The organism is Candidatus Neomarinimicrobiota bacterium, assembly GCA_022573815.1.
Classification (GTDB): Bacteria; Fidelibacterota; SORT01; order SORT01; family SORT01; genus JACZTG01.
The window spans coordinates 1-18,658 of the sequence record JACZTG010000017.1 but is presented as its reverse complement, the minus strand read 5'-3'; the positions used below and the strand labels follow the sequence as shown (position 1 = coordinate 18,658).

The 18,658-nt window shown below is 40.0% G+C and carries 13 protein-coding genes; 10 read left to right on the top strand and 3 right to left on the bottom strand.

Annotated features, from left to right (window positions below; translation table 11 throughout):
- The first annotated feature begins 7 nt into the window (after positions 1-7).
- The 10 genes from mfd to IIB39_07685 all read left to right on the top strand — a co-directional run bounded on the left by mfd (position 8) and on the right by IIB39_07685 (position 15,181).
- Entirely contained in the window at positions 8-3,229 is a 3,222-nt protein-coding gene (gene mfd / locus IIB39_07730) for a transcription-repair coupling factor (protein ID MCH8928587.1), read from the top strand.
- A 57-nt stretch (positions 3,230-3,286) separates the two neighbouring features.
- Positions 3,287-5,041 (top strand): peptidylprolyl isomerase, encoded by a 1,755-nt coding sequence (locus IIB39_07725; GenBank protein MCH8928586.1) that lies wholly within the window; start codon positions 3,287-3,289, stop codon positions 5,039-5,041.
- The gene (locus tag IIB39_07720) at positions 5,034-5,852 is read left to right on the top strand and encodes a peptidyl-prolyl cis-trans isomerase (protein ID MCH8928585.1); all 819 of its coding nucleotides are present in this window, start codon (positions 5,034-5,036) and stop codon (positions 5,850-5,852) included. Before IIB39_07725 ends, IIB39_07720 begins: the two co-directional genes overlap by 8 nt.
- Positions 5,827-7,125 (top strand): peptidylprolyl isomerase, encoded by a 1,299-nt coding sequence (locus tag IIB39_07715; protein MCH8928584.1) that lies wholly within the window; start codon positions 5,827-5,829, stop codon positions 7,123-7,125. Before IIB39_07720 ends, IIB39_07715 begins: the two co-directional genes overlap by 26 nt.
- A 350-nt stretch (positions 7,126-7,475) precedes the next feature.
- Positions 7,476-8,597 carry a DNA polymerase III subunit beta gene (gene dnaN, locus IIB39_07710; GenBank protein ID MCH8928583.1) on the top strand — a complete coding sequence of 374 codons (1,122 nt, stop codon included), beginning with the start codon at positions 7,476-7,478 and terminating at the stop codon, positions 8,595-8,597.
- A gap of 13 nt (positions 8,598-8,610) precedes the next feature.
- Positions 8,611-9,687, top strand: a complete 1,077-nt coding sequence (gene recF / locus IIB39_07705; protein MCH8928582.1) for a DNA replication and repair protein RecF — start codon at positions 8,611-8,613, stop codon at positions 9,685-9,687.
- Positions 9,687-9,962 (top strand): DUF721 domain-containing protein, encoded by a 276-nt coding sequence (locus tag IIB39_07700; GenBank protein ID MCH8928581.1) that lies wholly within the window; start codon positions 9,687-9,689, stop codon positions 9,960-9,962. Before recF ends, IIB39_07700 begins: the two co-directional genes overlap by 1 nt.
- Positions 9,959-11,890: a DNA topoisomerase (ATP-hydrolyzing) subunit B gene (gene gyrB, locus IIB39_07695; GenBank protein ID MCH8928580.1), complete on the top strand. Its 1,932-nt coding sequence runs from the start codon at positions 9,959-9,961 to the stop codon at positions 11,888-11,890. Before IIB39_07700 ends, gyrB begins: the two co-directional genes overlap by 4 nt.
- Positions 11,891-11,910: 20 nt before the next feature.
- Positions 11,911-14,391 carry a DNA gyrase subunit A gene (gene gyrA, locus IIB39_07690; GenBank protein MCH8928579.1) on the top strand — a complete coding sequence of 827 codons (2,481 nt, stop codon included), beginning with the start codon at positions 11,911-11,913 and terminating at the stop codon, positions 14,389-14,391.
- A gap of 88 nt (positions 14,392-14,479) precedes the next feature.
- A complete protein-coding gene (locus IIB39_07685; GenBank protein MCH8928578.1) occupies positions 14,480-15,181 on the top strand; it encodes a class I SAM-dependent methyltransferase in 702 nt (233 codons plus the stop codon).
- Positions 15,182-15,184: 3 nt separating this feature from the next.
- Here the strand turns inward: IIB39_07685 and IIB39_07680 are convergent, their stop codons facing one another.
- The 3 genes from IIB39_07680 to IIB39_07670 form a co-directional block, all read right to left on the bottom strand.
- Complete coding sequence (locus IIB39_07680) at positions 15,185-16,159, bottom strand: hypothetical protein (protein ID MCH8928577.1); 975 nt, start codon at positions 16,157-16,159, stop codon at positions 15,185-15,187.
- Between the two features lie 110 nt (positions 16,160-16,269).
- The gene (gene metF, locus IIB39_07675) at positions 16,270-17,133 is read right to left on the bottom strand and encodes a methylenetetrahydrofolate reductase [NAD(P)H] (protein MCH8928576.1); all 864 of its coding nucleotides are present in this window, start codon (positions 17,131-17,133) and stop codon (positions 16,270-16,272) included.
- 22 nt (positions 17,134-17,155) lie between these two features.
- A partial coding sequence (locus tag IIB39_07670; GenBank protein MCH8928575.1) for a M2 family metallopeptidase occupies positions 17,156-18,658 on the bottom strand: 1,503 nt, incomplete at its 5' end.

Here is an 18,658-nt window from a genome sequence, read left to right as displayed (position 1 = left end):
CACAATATTGACCGTACCGCAGGATTCAATTTCTATTATAAAAGAATTAATTACCGGCGACGGACAGTATAATAAATTTATTAATAAAGTTACTTCCGGGGGAAGGGTAAAGATCTCCGGCGCTTCCGGCTCCCTTTCATCATTTTTGGCAAGCGCCGTTTTTAATTCCTCATCCAGGGACTTACTGATTGTCGCTGACTCGCTTCTGAGGGCCGAGGAAATTCGAGACGATCTTGAAACAATAATAGGCGATAAGAAGGTTTTTTTCTACCCCGAGCCCGGAAGGGTTACCGGTAGCGAGGCCATTACGATGCTCTCATTCCAATCTCACGCACTTCAGGCAATGATAAGCAAAAAGCGTTCGTTAATCGTCACAACTTTTAGGGGGCTGCTCGAGCATGGCGCGCCACCACAAAAAATATTTGATAAATCAATTCATTTAAAATTATCCGGCGAAATAAATTTACAAAATTTGACCTCGAAATTAATTGAAATTGGCTACGAGCAAGAAAAAATGGTTTCTCATCCATTTGAATTTAGTGTCCGCGGCGGTATCGTAGACATCTTTCCTGTTTCTTTCGAACATCCCGTTAGAATGGAGCTCTTTGGCGATACTATTGATTCAATTAGAGAGTTTAACGTCATCACACAAAGGTCTCGTAAGAACATTAATAACATTAACATAGCCCCAGACATCCGGTTGGATATATTTACAAACGGACCGAAAAGTAATTTATTATCTTACCTCCGGGAAAAATCTTTGATCTGGCTCGAACAGAAAGATTTACTCCAAAAATTGGAGGATGAAATTCCTGAATTAAATCTTGAAGAGGATTTAAAAAAAATCGAGACGTTCGGTGGCGTGGACGTATTTTCCTTTTCTTCTAAAGATATAATAAAATTTGAAGCAACCCGACAAACAAAATATCGTAGCTCGGTAAATGCGGTCAACAAAGATCTACAGAAGTGGGTGTCAAATAATGATCATTGTTTCATCGCCTGCGAGAACGAATTTCATCGCGAGCGGATAAATAACATCATTGATATCGGTGGTGTAGAAATTCAGGCAATTCCACTTTCATCCGGATTTCACCTTCCATCGGTGAATCTTCACCTTTTAACTGATCACGAAATATTTGAACGAAGAAGAAAAAAACGAACCTTTAAAAAATTCAGGTCTATCGGTACGCCTATAAAAAATCTATCCGGGCTTGAGATCGGAAATTATTTAGTCCATATAGACTACGGCATCGGAGAATACCGTGGTATGAAAAAAATCCGTATTTCCGGGGCAATGAGAGAATGCCTTAAAATAGTTTACGCAGCCGGCGATAAAATATTTCTTCCTGTTGAAAATTTTAGGCGGGTGCAAATATATAAAGCGGCTGAAGGAATAAAACCAAAATTGAATAGGCTCGGTACCGGTGAATGGGATCGCATTAAAGAAAAGACTAAGAATGCCGCATCTAAAATCGCCAAGGATCTCGTGGAACTTTATGCCAAACGTCTAAACACCGTTGGGTTCAAATTCTCGAAAGACGACGATATGCACTGGGCGCTGGAGTCGAGCTTTCCCTTTGAAGAAACGCCCGACCAATTAGCTTCAATGGAAGAAATAAAATCCGATATGGAAAAACCGTTCCCAATGGACCGGTTGCTATGCGGAGATGTCGGTTTCGGGAAAACCGAAGTTGCGCTAAGGGCTGCTTTCAAGGCCGCCGTTAGCGGAAAACAAACCGCCATACTTGTACCCACCACGATTCTTGCCGACCAGCACTACAAGACTTTTTCTCAACGCCTTAAACCGTTTCCCGTTACCGTAGAATCCTTGAGTAGATTTCAATCCAGGAAAAAGCAGGCTGAAATTCTGCGCGGTGTAAAATCGGGCAATGTTGATATTTTAATTGGCACACACCGACTTTTATCAAAGGATGTAGAATTTAAGGACATGGGACTGTTGATTATAGACGAAGAACATCGATTTGGCGTCAGACAGAAAGAGCGTTTTAAGTCTCTTCGCTTGTCCGTCGATATAATATCCATGACGGCAACTCCCATACCAAGAACACTTAATTTTTCTTTATTGGGCGCGCGCGACATCTCCTTCATAAATACGCCGCCTGAAAACAGGCTTCCCATATATACCGAGATAACGTCTTTGGAAGAAGGGGTCGTCAGAGAGGCGATTCTTAGAGAAGTAGAGCGAGACGGACAAGTCTTTTTCGTCCACAACAAAGTCAAAAGTATTGAACGTATGCATAAAATGCTTATGGGGTGGGTTCCCCAGGTAAGGATTTGTGTTGCCCACGGCCAAATGAAGCCGAAAGAACTTGAAATGGTGATGTCAGATTTTATGGATGGAGAATATGAAGTGCTTTTAAGCACCATGATAATCGAAAGCGGATTGGATATTCCCAATGTAAACACAATTCTTATCAATAGAGCTGACCGGTTTGGCCTATCTCAGCTGTATCAACTTCGCGGAAGGGTCGGTCGGTCTGAAAGGCAAGCATTTGCTTACTTATTAATTCCTCCGACCCACAAACTAACGCCAACTGCCATAAGTCGCCTGAAGGCGCTGGAGGCATTCAGTAATCTTGGCTCAGGATTCAGCATCGCAATGAGAGACTTAGAGATTCGGGGTGCCGGTAATCTTCTTGGTACTAAACAAAGCGGATTTATTGAGTCGGTGGGATTTGAAATGTACAACAGGCTGGTGGGCGAAGAAGTTAAAGCGTTAAAAAGTGGGCTTAATATTGAACTCGCCTCAACCCAAAAAACTGACCCGGAGGTCAGGTGCGATATTGATGCCTTTCTTCCTGATACATATATAGATGATGGCGAAGCGCGAATAGAATTTTATCAACGAATGGCTTCCCTCACCGATATTTCAGATATTCAATCGTTATCCGAAGAAATCGTAGATCGATATGGAGCAATTCCAATTGAAGCCAACAACTTGCTTATGATGACAAGGATAAAAATTTTGGCTTCATATATGAATCTTGTTTCAATTGATATTAGCGGAGATCTCTTAGTCGGAATTATTGGCGACTCGGCGGACGTGAAACCTGACCACTCGTTTTTCAAGTCTCTTTCGACCGCAGCAGATATTGAAGAATATAATATTTCAATAGACACCGGCAAAAACATCTCGTTTAGAGCAACTTTAGATGGAAAATCGAATTTAGAATCGGTAATAAGATTGTTGGAAACATTATCAGGATAAATTAAGTTGTAATGTTATGCAAAAAACTATACCTACAATGAACAAGGATTTTTAAAAATGACAACCCGAATATTTGTTGCCCTCGCCACACTAATAATATTTTCTTTGATTGCGTGCTCAAAGGAGCATCCTGCCGATATGGGACCTAAAATAGGAAAGATCGGCAATGAATATATTTACCTCTATGACATGATACCCGAAGGGAAGTTCGAATCTTTTTCGAGAAAAGATGTCGCATTCAGAAAGAACCGGCTTAAGCTTTACATAATAAACAAAATGTACAGTAGGGAGGGCTACTCAAGGGACTTACATAAAACAGAGTCCGTTCAGGAAAAACTAATAGAGCATATTGACAAAAATATGGCAACCGTGGTTTATAAGAAAGTCGTGTTGGAAAAATATGCAAACGAAAAATCACTTAGAAATCTTTACGAACGCCTTCAAAAGCGCGTCTCGGCGAGACACATCCTTATATCTCATAAGGACGCAACCCGCGGTAGCAAAAATGTAGGTAGGACAAAAAACGAGGCTCTTGATCTTATTAACGAGATCAGATCCAAAATTAATTCCAAAGATGATTTTATTGCATCTGCTGATGATATTTCAGAGGACAAAACATCGGCTGGCGGCGGTGACCTTGGTTTTTTCAAATGGGGTAAAATGGAAGATGCTTTTCAGGAAACAGCTTTTTCTTTAGAGCCAAACACTGTTTCCAGCCCTATTGAAACATCATATGGATTTCACCTTATCTGGGTTGACAGCGTAAAAAATATTACACAAAAACCATTTGAACAGATGCAAGTAGGGCTAAAAAACAAGATATATACTATTTATCGTAATGAAATGCGCCTTACTGCAGAAAACTTTGTTGATTCTCTGAAAGTTGCCGCTAAGACAAAATACTATGATACAAATATCGATTTATTATCAGGTAAAATCAATTCTTTCAATGCATCTAATAAAAAGCGTACCAGCAGACAATCCCCTATTGATTTCCTCAATTCTGTCGAGCTACCCGGTCCCCTTGTGACATACCTTTACAATGGAAACGATAAATCAGTCTCTACCGAACCAATCGTAAAGCTCCTCAAGAACCCTTCATCGGGTTGGTCAATAGAAAGAATCAGTGATGTTAAAATAATCAAAAATATTCTTAAAGACGATATTACCGACCACTTGATAAAACAATTTGGCTTTCGTTCAAAATATGATGAAGATGAAGATGTTCGCAGAGACCTAAAAAAGAAAGAACAGGATTTTATGCAACAGGAAATAACCAAGATTGAGATTGTAAATAAAATAATTACGAACGAGGATAAACTTTTAACATATTATAATGAACACAAGGACAGGTATGTTTCATCCGGCGTTTCCGATATTATAGAAATTCTTGTCGCCGAAAAATCTTTAGCAGATTCTCTTTATTTATTGGTCTCAAATGGGCAGGATATGTCTGACCTTGCTTCTTCTTATTCTGAAAGAATTAACGCAGAAAAAAACGGGGGCGTTCTTCGCGATATTTCGCGAATCAAGCTTTCTCCGATAGGTAAGATAGCTGCCTCGATGAAAGTGGGCGACGTAGCAATGCCCGTTAAGGTCGGTACAAAGTGGTCCCTTTTTAAGGTTATATCCAAATCGCCCCCCGGTTACAAGCCCCTTGAAAACGTTAAGAGCCAGATTTCCGCGGATTTTAAGCGCTATGAAACAAAGCGCCTGAGGATTGCTTTTGAAGACTATTTATCAGATAAATTCAAGCCTAAGTATTATTTTGACAGGTACATTCCGGAAATCGCCGAGAATAAGGTTGAGTAGAATTACAAAATATTCTATTTTAATTTTTATTGCTGTTTTAGCGTTTGTTATTATCAATAAATCCGGTTTTTTAAATCCTGATACTGAAAATATAATAGCAAGCGTAGGCAATTCCAATCTCACCGAATCCGACCTTGCTGATTTTATATCAAACCCCGAAATGGATAATTACAAGCTTAAGGTCTTCGCCAAAAACTGGATTGACCAGGAAATTCTCGCTCAGTCGGCAATCGAAAATAACATAGTGGACAATATCACTATAAATAAAAACCTGCAAAGCTACCGAAGAGAGCTTCTTGCAAGCATTTATCTCAAAAATAAATATCGCCGGATTCCATTTATAAACGAAGATGAAATTGTTGATTTCTATAACCAAAATATAGAAACCTTTGTTCGTGACAAAAAACAAATAAGAGCATACCACTTTCTTCTTGATACAAAAGAAACCGCAAATGACCTGAAGGGAGCTTTAATTTCAAGTGACGATGATGTAAAGGCCAGATTGTTGAATAACTATCATGGGACACTCAGAACATTCGGGAGAGACGATGTGATAGAAGAGATTTCTGCAGCTGCTTTCGGCTCACGCAGGGAAATTGTAGGTCCTATTCAGACGGAATATGGATATCACATATTACAAATAATTGATAGGTTTGATGAAGAATCCTTAATTCCGCTGCACGAAGTGAAAGACGAAATTACCCAAAAAATTAAAATTCAAAAACAAAATTTATTGTACTTTCAACTTTTGGACAGCCTAAAACTATCTATGGGATACTATTTAAATGAAAATTACTTCAAAAATAAATAACCTACACATAGCCTTAATCTTTATTACTCTTTTGGCATATTCTGTTCCGTTAAAATCGCAGGTCGTGGATGGAATCGCTGCAATTGTGGGAGACGAGATAATATTAAAGAGCGAGGTTGACCAATTTGCCCAATCACAAGCGATCCGGCTGCGGATTGACCCGAATAGAAGCCCGAATCGCTTTGAGAGTCTTTGGAGAAAGACGCTCCAAACAATGATAGACCAAAAAATATTATTAGACCGTGCCGAAATAGACAGTATTGATGTTACCGAAAGAGAAGTGGAAGAAACCTTAGACTTTCAAATTGAGGGTATCATCCAACGGCTAGGGTCAAAAGAAAAAGCCGAAGAGATTATCGGATATTCTTTGAACAAATTGAAGCGAACTTATCGAGAAGAGATTAGAAAACAGAAACTTGTTGAAAAAATTCAACAAAGAAAATTCAGCGATCTAACTGCCAGTCGCCGAGAGGTGGAAGATTTTTTCAATGAACAATCAGACAGCCTTCCGGAGTTAAAGCCGGCTATCAGAATCGGTCACATTCTCCTTGAGATTAATCCGGGAGCTGGAGCCAATGAATCAGCATTCAATAAAGCCGATAGCATATATACTCTCATAAAAAACGGCGAGAATTTTTCTGAACTAGCCCAGAAACACTCCGAAGACACAATCTCTGCCTTAAAGGGCGGAGAACTCGGATTTATGCGAAGGGGTACGCTTGTGCCGGAATTTGAAGAGGCATCATATTTACTATCCCCGGGCGAAGTAAGCAATATTGTAAAAACTGAATTCGGTTACCATATAATTAAAATGATTGAAAGACGTGGGGAGCTAATAAATGTTAAGCATATTCTTGTTATGCTTAAATCAAATGAGCGCGATGAAAAGCTGATTGTTGATAAACTTAATTTATTAAAAGAGAAATTAATCGCAGGTGAAGATTTTGAGACTCTTGCCTTAGAACATAGCGAAGATCCTGAAATAAACAGTAATAAGGGAATCCTTGGTTGGTTTGATTTAACATCACTTAGCATACCTCAATTTTCTGCTGTTCTTGATACATTGCCTGTTGGCGATATCAGTAGCCCGTTTAAAACTGATTTCGGTTATCACATCGTAACCATCTTCGAAAAACGAGAAGGCGGAGTGTTGACTCTTGAGAAAAATTGGCATGATATTGAAGCTATTGTAATCAGAAATAAGCGGCTTAGGGTTTATAACGAGTGGCTGAATTCTCTCAGAAATGAAGTCTTTATAGATATTAAAATGTGAATAACTTCATAAGATTCTGTTGATATCCTTGTTAGTATCTTGTTGAAAAATAGGTTGGCTAATTTTTACATATACAATTGATAAATGATGATAATCTTTATCTTAAATACTTTAATACTTATCAACAAGTTGTTCTATAATAATTATTAGTGTATATGTTTGTTTATATTTATCTTAAATACGTTTATTCTATTAAGCTAACACTATAATAATTAGTATTTCTTTTAGTAATGTATCTTATTTTTAGGTTAATAATTGCTTGTCAATTTCAGCTAAATTTTGTACTTTATTGTTCTATAGAAACCTATTAAACTTAAATTGAATTTGGGCAATTTATAAGGATATACTATATGCAACTTTCTCTTGATAAGAGCTTAATTCATAAAGAACTTCAGAAAGCCAATAGGGTTGTTCCTGTTCGTTCTACACTTCCAATTTTAACTTGTGTGTTATTTGAAGTGACAAGCTCAAAATTGAAATTGGTAGCTTCGGATATTGAGTTAACTTTAGTCAGTGAGATAGATGTAAGTAATTCAGAAGATGGTTCGGTTGCAATTCCTTCTAAGCTTCTTAATGACATTATAAGTGTTCTTCCTTCCGGTGAACTTACTATATCTTCAGATGATAAGAATATGGTTAAAATAGATTGTTCAAGTGGGAGTTATACTATTGCCGGAAGACCTCCCGATGATTTTCCTGTTACACCTGTACTTGACGGTGGGAAAGAAATAAATATAGAGAACAGCTTACTTCATCGGATAATTGAGAAAACGGCGTTTGCCGTAAGCTCGGATATGCTGAGGCCGGCATTGACCGGAGTGCTGTTTGAAATTGGAAAGGATAAAATAACTTCTGTAGCAACTGACGGTCACAGGTTAGCAAAAATAACTCTATCTAATTTAAATGGATCAGGGATACAACCGGGAATTATTATTCCGAAAAAATTCTTAAATCTTATAGTAAATGCTTTAGTGAACAGCGAAGAAAATGAGTTTATAGTCAGCGATAATCATGTGATGTTGACGATTGGAAGCACAAAATTTTATACAAGAATAATAGATGAAAAATATCCTGATTATGACAGCGTTATTCCAAAGGAAAATGATAAAGAACTTACTGTAAGGGCGGAAGATTTACTGTCATCTGTAGTTAGGGTCTCTATTTTTGCCAATAAGACAACTCAGCAGATAAAATTGACAATCTCAGGAAACAGTTTGAAAATATCTTCTGCAGATCCGGAATCAGGCGGATCAGGATCGGAAGAGATTACTTGTAAATATAGTGGTGACGATATAGAAATTGGGTTTAATTCGGAGTACCTGAAAGATATTTTAAGACAAATAGATACCGACGATCTGATTATTAGTTTAAAAGCTCCTATAAGCGCTGGATTAGTTTTCCCATCTAAACAAGCTGAAAAAGAAGATTATACAATTTTAATAATGCCAATAAGACTTACAGAAGAAGCTTAATGCAAGTTCTTTGATGCATCTTGATAACTTGCGATTGGTTAACTTCAGGATATATGATAAATTTGAAACGGACTTTTCTGAGGGATTAAATATTATTACGGGCGACAACGGGATGGGAAAGTCCTCAATTCTTGAAGCAGTTCACTATCTTTCACTAACAAAAAGTTTTCGATCGAATAAAGACGAAGAATCTGTCAAATTTGATTCGGATAACTTTTTAACATCAGGAAAGTTTATTTCGGATGAAGGAATTGACGAGAACATTTCAGTTTCATATTCAAAAACGACAGGTAAAATAATAAAAAGCCATGGAAAAAGAGTAACAATTTCCGGTGATATTGTTGGGAAGCATCCGATAGTATTATTGTCACCGGAAGATGTAATTAATACGCTGAGCTCTCCTTCGGGTCACAGAAAATTCTTGAACCTGTCTATTTCTCAGGTGAATAAGAGACACCTAAATAATCTAATGTCTTACCGGAATGTATTAAAACAAAGAAATTCAGCAATCGGATATGCCGCGTCTGGAAGCGAATCGTTTGAAAAAACCTTAGATGTCGTAGAAGTACAAATTGGCGAGCTTTGTGAGTCAATCGTGAACGACAGAAAGAAATTCATCGAAGAAATATCAGGTGAATTCGAAAAGATTTTCAGTGAATTGAACAACGGAAAGAAAAGTGGCTCAATAAAATATCATCCTTCTATAGAGGGGAACAAAGAAGAAATGATAAACTCGTTTAGGGATCGCCGGGCAACGGATTTCAATGCGGGATACACCACAAGAGGTCCACACCGCGACCGACTGTCATTCAAGATAAATGACAAGTCTTTAAAGAATTTCGGCTCGAAGGGCGAAAATAAAATATTCTTAGTAGCATTAAAAATTGCCCAGGGCAACTATATTCATCGGAACAGAGGAATCAGACCGATTTATCTCCTTGATGATATTTTTGTGGAGCTGGATCGAAAACATGCCGTTGAAATAGTAAAGCGTATTGAAAACAGTGGTCAGGTAATAATTACAACAACGAATTTTGATGAATGGTCTGATATGGTTGGGCAGAACGTTAATGTTATTGGTTTGACATAATGCCGTGGATATCTGAAGCGCTTGAGGGGGTAATTGAGCAGTTAGGAATACGAAAGTCAGTACTTTCCAACAGAGCCAGAGATGTTTGGAAAGACGCTGTTGGCGAGATTATTAATGAAAATACAACCTTGGAAAATATCGACAAAGACAGATTAATAATTGTTGTTTCAAATGACAGCTGGCGCCAGGAACTATCTCTAAGAAAAGAGGAGATCATAGCCAAGATTAATGAACTTATAGGCGAAGAAGCCATAAAGGAAATAATATTTAGATGAGCCAAAAAGAAAAGAAAAGCCAAAACCAAGAGTACGATGCTGGTAGTATACAGGTACTAAAGGGGCTTGAAGCAGTACGAAAAAGGCCGGCGATGTACATCGGCGATATTGGAAGAAGGGGAATGCACCACCTTGTCAATGAGGTTGTAGACAACAGTATTGACGAGGCAATGGCAGGATATTGCACGTTAGTTACCGTTACTATCAATAAAGACGAGAGCGTCACGGTTACGGACAATGGTAGGGGCATACCGGTTGATATTCATCCCGAGGAAAATAAACCGGCGCTTGAAGTTGTGATGACAGTGCTTCATGCGGGTGGTAAATTTGAGAACGACTCGTATAAAATTTCCGGCGGGCTTCACGGCGTAGGCGTTTCAGTTGTTAATGCGCTTTCCGAATGGTGCAAGGTTGAAGTTTCTCGTGATGGGACCATATACACCCAGGAATACGAACGTGGAAAAGCGGTAACAAAATTGAAAAAATTCGGTAAATCTAAGAAGACCGGCACTACGACCACATTTAAGCCCGACATGGAGATCTTCACGGTAAAACATTTCGATTATAATATTGTTTCTGAAAGATTGAAGGAACTCTCCTTTTTAAACCGTGGATTGGAGATTGTCCTTACAGACGAAAGAGACGGGAGAACAGAAACCTTTATTGCGAAGAAGGGGCTTGTTGAATTTGTAGAGTATCTTGACGAGAGCAGACAACCGATTCACGGTAAGGTCATCTGGTTTGAGGGAGAGCGAGACGGCGTTCCCGTTGAAGTTGCAATGGAATATACCGAGAATTACACAGATAATGTATTCACGTTTGTTAATAATATCAATACAATCGAGGGCGGTACACACCTGTCGGGATTTAGGTCGGCGCTGACGCGAGTGCTAAACAATTATGCGCTTAAGGATAAGCAGGTTAAGCCCGGAACAAAGGGGCTTTCGGGTGACGATTGCCGCGAAGGTTTAACGGCAGTTGTGTCTATAAAAATCGCTGAACCGCAATTTGAGGGACAAACTAAGACTAAGCTCGGAAACAGCGAAGTAAAGGGGATTGTTGACAGCCTGGTTTACGAGCAGCTCACAGAATATTTTGAACAAAACCCTCCGGTCAGAAAAAAAATAATTGAAAAAGCTTTGTTGTCTGCAAGGAGCCGGGAAGCGGCTCGAAACGCCAGAGAGTTAATTAGGAGAAAATCAGCTCTCGATTCCGGCAACCTTCCCGGAAAACTGGCTGATTGCTCTACTAAAGACCCGGAATTTACTGAAATTTATCTTGTTGAAGGAGATTCCGCCGGCGGGTCGGCAAAGCAAGGAAGAGACAGGAGATATCAGGCAATACTCCCGCTAAGGGGAAAGATATTGAATGTGGAAAAGGCAAGGATAGATAAAATTTTGGGTAACAATGAGATAAGGACCCTCATTACTGCAATCGGAACCGGTATTAGCGGAGAAGATTTCGATATTGAAAAACTTCGATATGGAAAAATAATCATAATGACCGATGCGGATGTGGATGGCGCTCACATCAGGACGCTGTTGTTGACATTCTTTTTCCGGCATATGCGTGAATTGATTCAAGCGGGAAATATATATATTGCCCAACCACCGCTTTATAAAGTTAAAAAGGGGAAGAAAGAAGAATACGCATATAATGAAAAAGAGCGTATAGAGATTGTCAAAAGATTCGGCGGAGATAATAATCAGAAGATAGACATTCAGCGCTATAAGGGTCTTGGTGAAATGAACCCGGACCAATTATGGAAAACCACTATGGATCCCGAGACAAGAACAATATTAAGGGTTTCAATTGAGGAAGATACCTTAACGGATAAAGTATTTTCCGATTTGATGGGCGAAGTAGTGGAGCCGCGGAGAAAATTTATTGAAGAAAATGCCAGGTTCGTGAAGAACCTGGACATATAGTGAGGGAATTTAAATAGAATATGGACATTAAGAGAGAAAATATATTACCTATAGATATTGTAGACGAGATGAGAAGCTCCTATCTCGATTATTCTATGTCAGTAATAGTTTCACGGGCGCTTCCCGATGCAAGAGACGGCTTAAAACCCGTTCACAGGCGTATTTTATACGGTATGGATGATTTGGGTCTCAGGGCAAATAGGTCGTTTAAAAAATCCGCAAGAATTGTAGGTGAAGTATTGGGTAAATATCATCCGCATGGAGACACGGCGGTATATGATTCCCTGGTGCGCATGGCGCAGGATTTTTCATTGAGGTACCCGCTGATTAGGGGTCAGGGAAACTTTGGTTCTGTTGATGGAGATGGCGCCGCCGCGATGAGATACACCGAAGCCAAGATGCATCATATTGCAGAAGAAATGTTGCACGACATTGATAAAAATACGGTGAAGTTTGTACCGAATTTTGATGACACCCTTCAAGAACCCTCTGTTCTTCCGACACGTATTCCGAACTTGCATATGAATGGCGCAAGCGGCATCGCAGTCGGAATGGCAACCAATATACCTCCGCATAATTTACGGGAGATTTCAAACGCCATTGTTGCAATGATAGACAATCCCGATATAGAAATTGACGAGCTTATAAAATTTGTAAGCGGCCCCGATTTTCCAACGGGAGGTATTATATATGGTAGAAAAGGAATCGCGGACGCTCTCAAAACCGGCCGCGGCAGCATAAAAATTAGATCAAGAGTAAGCGTTGAAGTGAGTGAGAACGGCAGAGAGGCAATTATTGTGTCAGAGATACCCTTTCAGGTAAATAAGGCAAATCTCATCATGAGGACGGCAGATCTTGTAAGAAACAAGGTTATCGAAGGAATCAGAGATATTCGCGATGAGTCTGACAGGGACGGCATAAGGATAGTGATGGACCTGAAAAAAGATGTGATTCCGGATGTTGTAATCAATCAGCTGTTTAAGCACACCCAGCTCCAGTCTTCGTTTGCAGTGAACTTCTTGGCGCTCGTGGATGGGCAACCAAAAGTACTAAATTTAAAGGAATCCCTCTTACCCTTTATTGAATTTAGGCATGATATTGTTCTTAAAAGCGCCATATTCGATAAAGAAAAGGCAGAGAAACGGGCTCATATTCTTGAGGGTTTGAAGATAGCGCTCGATAACATTGATGCCGTTATAGCAGTAATTAAGAAATCGAAATCTCCGGAAGACGCACGTGGTAATTTGATAAAATCGTTTAAGCTCTCCGAGCTTCAGGCGAAGGCAATTCTTGAAATGCGACTCCAATCTCTCACTAATTTAGAGCAGAAAAAGATTGTAGATGAATATAAGGAACTCCTCAAATTGATTGAAAAGCTGAGTTCGATAATCGATAATAAGAAACTGCGCATGGAAATGGTGAAAAAAGATATTAAGGAGATAAGCGAAAAATACGGCGATGATAGAAGAACAGATATTGTTGCCGATGAAGGCGAATTCTCTATCGAAGATATGATTGCCGAAGAGGATATGGTAATAACAATTTCCCATAAAGGATTTATAAAGAGATTTCCGGTAAGCGGTTTTAAAAGACAAGGAAGAGGCGGAAGGGGACTAAAGGGCGCCTCCACAAAGGATGACGATTTTATTGAATACCTCTTTGTGGCATCCACCCACCACCACCTACTGATTTTTACTGATCGAGGAAAGGTTCACTGGCTTAAAGTGCACGAGGTTCCTCAGGCGGGAAGAGCTTCAAGGGGGCGGGCAATTATAAATATTCTGCAACTGGATAAAGAAGAAAACCCACAGGCGTTTTTGGCGGTAAAAGAATTTGACGATGAACATTTTATCCTGATGGCAACTAAGAACGGACTTGTCAAAAAAACGATTCTTTCTGCATATAAAAGACCGATGAAGGGTGGAATTTATGCTATTGATATACAGGAAGGCGATAAGCTTATTGAAGCAAGGCTTACCGACGGCACACAGGATATAATTCTCGGGTCGCAAAACGGCAAAGCTATAAGGTTTTCAGAAACGAATGTTCGTCCCATGGGCAGGAAAACTCGTGGCGTCCGCGGAATGAGACTCCAAAATGACAAAGACAGGGTCATCGGAATGATTGTCATCAAACGAGCGGGTACGGTGTTGGCAGTCAGCGAGAACGGATATGGTAAGCGGACAGGCATTGATGCATACCCACCGAGAAATCGCGGTGGAAAGGGCGTGCTGACCATCAGGACTTCCAAAAAGGTTGGAAAAATGCTTTCAATAAAAGAAGTTGTTGACAGCGACGACCTGATGATTATCACCGAAAACGGAATAATGATCAGACAGCCGGTTAGAAAAATCAGAGAAATCGGAAGAGCCACACAGGGCGTAAGATTAATTCGAATTGATGAAAACGATTCCATCGCATCGGTGACACGCGTGATGGAAAGGGTTGAAACTGAGTCGGAAGAAGAACAAAATGAATCCGCGGATTCGTCTGAAGAATAATAGCCATTAAGGTAATGGCGTTATCGCTCCACCTGCGTTGAACTCAACAGATACAAAACCGGGCCTATTTCAGCAATGGCTAACTTTCATGGTGGACACGCACGGTGCCTTCGAGGAGGATCCAAGGAATAGGTTTATATTCGACGAAATTCTGAAATTTTCCAATTCCGTTGAAGCAAGCTCCATTGTTGTGGATGTGGGGGCAGGTCAATGCGAGCTCGAAATGTTCTTTCAAGATTCAAATTACATTGGGATTGATTTAGCGGTTGGCGACGACAACTGGGATTTTTCTAAACTTTCAGTTTTTGGCGATGTTCAGCAGCTCCCATTTGAAAGTTCTTTCGCTGACGCAGCGCTAAATATATGGGTAATGGAACACATTCCGAATCCTCAATCAATGGTGGATGAAATGTACAGAATATTGAAGCCGGGTGGCAAAGTGTTTCTTGTGGTACCATTCGCACTTCACGAACACCAACAGCCATACGATTATTATAGATATACACGATTTGGAGTAAAACACCTTTTCGATACAGCAGGCTTCACTAACGTAAATGTTTATTCCGATTCATCTGAAGAATTCGCCATGGGTCATGAAGCATATAAGTGGCTTAGCGCCCTATCGGGAAAGCTTACGATGAATGATGATCAAAGAAAAAACCTTGATTTTGCGTTGAATGTGAGCAAATCCTTAATGCTTGCGGCCGGGGAACAGTTTCCGGTAAAAACCGGAGATTTTGCGTTGAATTGGATTTGCACAGCCGAAAAACGACAAAGTTTTCGTTTCTGATAATTATTTTAAGAAAAAGAAATAGACGGCAGCGGTGATTGCTATCAGAGCTACGGCGGCATAGATGGCAAATAATGACGAGCTCTTCTTTTTGACAGCCTTCGGTTGCGGCGCTTCCTGTTGAAATATTTTATCCGCATATTCTTCAATATTATCTGATAACATCAAGAGCTCTTTTAATTTTAGACCGTCCTCATCAGGAGCGGTTTCTTGAATAAATTTTGCATTATCAATGATCTTTAAATACTCATTAAAATAATCCACTACCGATTGATTGATTTCGTTTGATGATTCAGCGATTTTCTGATATGAATCAAGATGACTATGAAAAATCTCTAATAATTTTATGTGAATAATCGGAACACCTGCATACCTATCCTCCAATTTTCTGGTAATTTCCGAAATAGGTCTGGTCGTGTTGTGTTTTCCAAGATGGTTATCCACGGTTTTTAGTCTTTGGGTTATTTCGTTATGTCGGACAGAGGATTTTTTTATGAGCTCCGCCCTTTTACTGAAATAACTATCAAATTCGCTGAATATTTCACTTAGGCTGGGAATACCGACTTCTATTTCTTGTAAAAATTCATGTCGGTTTTCCCCCATTATTGCCAATAAAAATTGATCTAAGTGAGTTAGTAAATCGAGCTCTACCTGAGACAGGTTTTCCGCTTCATCCCTATTAAGATAGGTGGTAATAAAAAACGTTGACTCGTAATTATCCAATTTGTGTTTATAAACGAATTGCCCCGAGAAGCTACTTATGCTTTCAAAAAACTCTAATATTTCGGGCTTTTTAACTTTGGCAAATCTCTCTCTTAGAGTTACGGCAACCTCGGAAATAGGACCCATCTTTTGTTTAATTCCGGAAGTAAAAGCAGATGCGGAGGTTTTTCGGTTTTCAGATTTAAAGTAACCTGAATAATTTGGTAATGTTTCAGAGAGGGTTTTTGTTGCGTTATATATAGTCTTATCGTTCATTCGCCCAACAAATTAATTTTGGAACAAGTCAAAAAGTAAAACGATTTATTGCTACAAGTCAAGTAATAACAAAAACATTTTTAAAATAAATATATTTAGCCGGGCACGCTTTATATGTTTAGCTGTTCAATAACTTCAATAGTAGGCATTGAATTATTTAGTGTGAAAAAATGGATGCCGGGAACCCCGGAATCGAGAAGTTCTTTACATTGACCTACGGCCTGCCGGATTCCCAGCTCCGTGGATTTCTGTCTATCCCCGCCCGCATCAATCATTTGCGCTAAAAGAGGCTCCGGAATATTCGTGTGATTCATCTTGGCGAAACGCATTACATGTTCTGCATTCACAAAAGGAATTATTCCGGGAATTATCGGTTTATCAATACCGACCTTTCTTGCAAGTTCCACGAAATCGAAAAAATATTTATTATCAAAGTAAAATTGTGTTATCACAAATCCGGCCCCTGCGTCCAATTTGTCTTTTAGGTATTGCACATCAGCCTCAAGTGAGGTGCATTCGGGATGACCCTCAGGATGACCGGCAACCCCTATACTGAAATGATCAAACCCGTCAACTAATTTTACTACTTCAGACGCATATTTTAGCCCGCCGGGAACAGGATTAAATTTACCACCCCCCGGGGCGTCTCCCCTAAGGGCGAGGATATTATCAATTCCCCGTTCTTTAAGGTCGCTTACATAGCTTGAAAGATATCCGGTAGTATGACCAACGCAGGTAAGGTGTGGCATGGCGGTTATTCCATAATCATCTTGTATCTTGCAAACAAGATCCATAGTAGGCTGTGCCGTTCCGCCACCCGCGCCATAAGTAACAGAATAAAATGCCGGAGATATTTGTTTCAGCCGATCAAACGTTTTGTATAGGCTTAAATGTCCTGCATCGGTTTTCGGCGCGAAAAACTCACATGAGATGACAGCCTTTTTACTCTCGCGATAAAGCTTGGAGATATGCACTTAATTATGCTTTCGCAAGAATCTATATATCTCCGAGAGTGTGAACCCGACCCTCGTTCTGCTCTTGCAGCCAGATCATCAGCGGATCGAAATACTCAAGCATGGCTTGCGCTGACAGGTCACTTCCCGTTTTATCTTTCATAATATCACGCCAATTGCCGCTTCCGCCTGTTTCGAGTATTGACCAGATAAATTCCCCCACCTCCTTGTTGCCGAAGTAGTTAGTGGCATGCGGGTCTTGATGCAATATGTTTTTCGCAATATGATTATGGAGCTGGAAGAGTATAATATTTGAAATCGCATAATCGTAATACTGCGCGGGATCATTGTTTATATGGGTTTTGGAGGCAGCGTCGTTGTATTCTTCGCCTCTTTCGGTTGGCGGAACGATTCCCTGATATTTGAGCTTTAAGTCCCACCACGCTTTATTATAATCTTCCGAAGAGATGGTAGATTCATAAATACCTTTTTCGAACATTGTCATAAGTCCGGTTGCGAAAGGTATAAATACAACATTGCTAAGCGCCTCGAACATCAATGCCTGCATCTCATCAAATTCTCCTGTGTCCGAAATGAGACCTATTCCCTCAACAAATGGTTTTTGCATTGCGGCAAGCCCCATTAAGCTTCCAATCGCTTCGTGAAAACCTCTATTTGCTCCTCCTCGCAGAAGCGGTGGTACATTTTCGTTGGTATATGCCATATAATAATAAATATGGCCGAGTTCATGATGTGTAGTCTCATACCAGCGCGGGTTAGGCTCTACGCTCATCAATGACCGAATGTCGTTTTCAAGATCCATGTGCCATGCTGAAGCGTGATTATTTTTCTTGTAATCTGCGTCATCCGGCAGCGGATATAAAGACGATAGATCATAGAAGCTTTGTGGGAGCGGGTCATAGCCCAGGCTTACAAAAAAGTCTTCAGCCTGCTTAACAATCCATTCCGGGCTCTTGTCTGAAAGTGCCGCTCCAAGGTCCATCCCTTCCACGGTTACAAATGCTGACCAGTCCTGTCCCCATCTGTTTGGAAGCCAGTGAGCGGGTAGCATCTCCGGAACCGGCAGGTTGTATTTTTCAGCAAGCTCATACCGCCAATAAGTATGCAGCTCTCTATATAGCGGTCTTAAATCTCTGTTGAAGCTGTTCATGAGGTCTGTCATTTCTTCTACCGTCATACCGTAATCGCTCACCTGATATTGAAAAAAGTTATCATAGCCGAGCGCCTGAACAGTGGAGTTTCTCAATGAAACAAGATTTGTGAGGCCGTCTCTTAATTCGACACCAACTTCTTTAGATGCCGCCCAGACAGCAAGTCTCTCATCCATATCTGTTGAGCTGCCGAGGGTTTCGTCAATAGCATTTGCACTGATTGTTTCACCGTTCACCTTGAAATCAAATCCATATAAAGTCTCGACCTGTGCTGTTTCCGCTGCGATTCTTCTTTTAACAATATCAGGTACGGTTTGAGGTGAATCTGCAGCGTAATATAAAATAGTTTCGAGTTGCTTAGTTTGGATGGGACT

Excerpts from the sequence above, each read along its gene's own strand:
- IIB39_07725 (MCH8928586.1), top strand. The coding sequence starts at position 3,287 with ATGACAACCCGAATATTTGTTGCCCTCGCCACACTAATAATATTTTCT.
- IIB39_07715 (MCH8928584.1), top strand. The coding sequence starts at position 5,827 with ATGAAAATTACTTCAAAAATAAATAACCTACACATAGCCTTAATCTTT.
- dnaN (MCH8928583.1), top strand. The coding sequence starts at position 7,476 with ATGCAACTTTCTCTTGATAAGAGCTTAATTCATAAAGAACTTCAGAAA.
- recF (MCH8928582.1), top strand. The coding sequence starts at position 8,611 with ATGCATCTTGATAACTTGCGATTGGTTAACTTCAGGATATATGATAAA.
- IIB39_07700 (MCH8928581.1), top strand. The coding sequence starts at position 9,687 with ATGCCGTGGATATCTGAAGCGCTTGAGGGGGTAATTGAGCAGTTAGGA.
- gyrB (MCH8928580.1), top strand. The coding sequence starts at position 9,959 with ATGAGCCAAAAAGAAAAGAAAAGCCAAAACCAAGAGTACGATGCTGGT.
- gyrA (MCH8928579.1), top strand. The coding sequence starts at position 11,911 with ATGGACATTAAGAGAGAAAATATATTACCTATAGATATTGTAGACGAG.
- IIB39_07685 (MCH8928578.1), top strand. The coding sequence starts at position 14,480 with ATGGTGGACACGCACGGTGCCTTCGAGGAGGATCCAAGGAATAGGTTT.
- IIB39_07680 (MCH8928577.1), bottom strand. The coding sequence starts at position 16,159 with ATGAACGATAAGACTATATATAACGCAACAAAAACCCTCTCTGAAACA.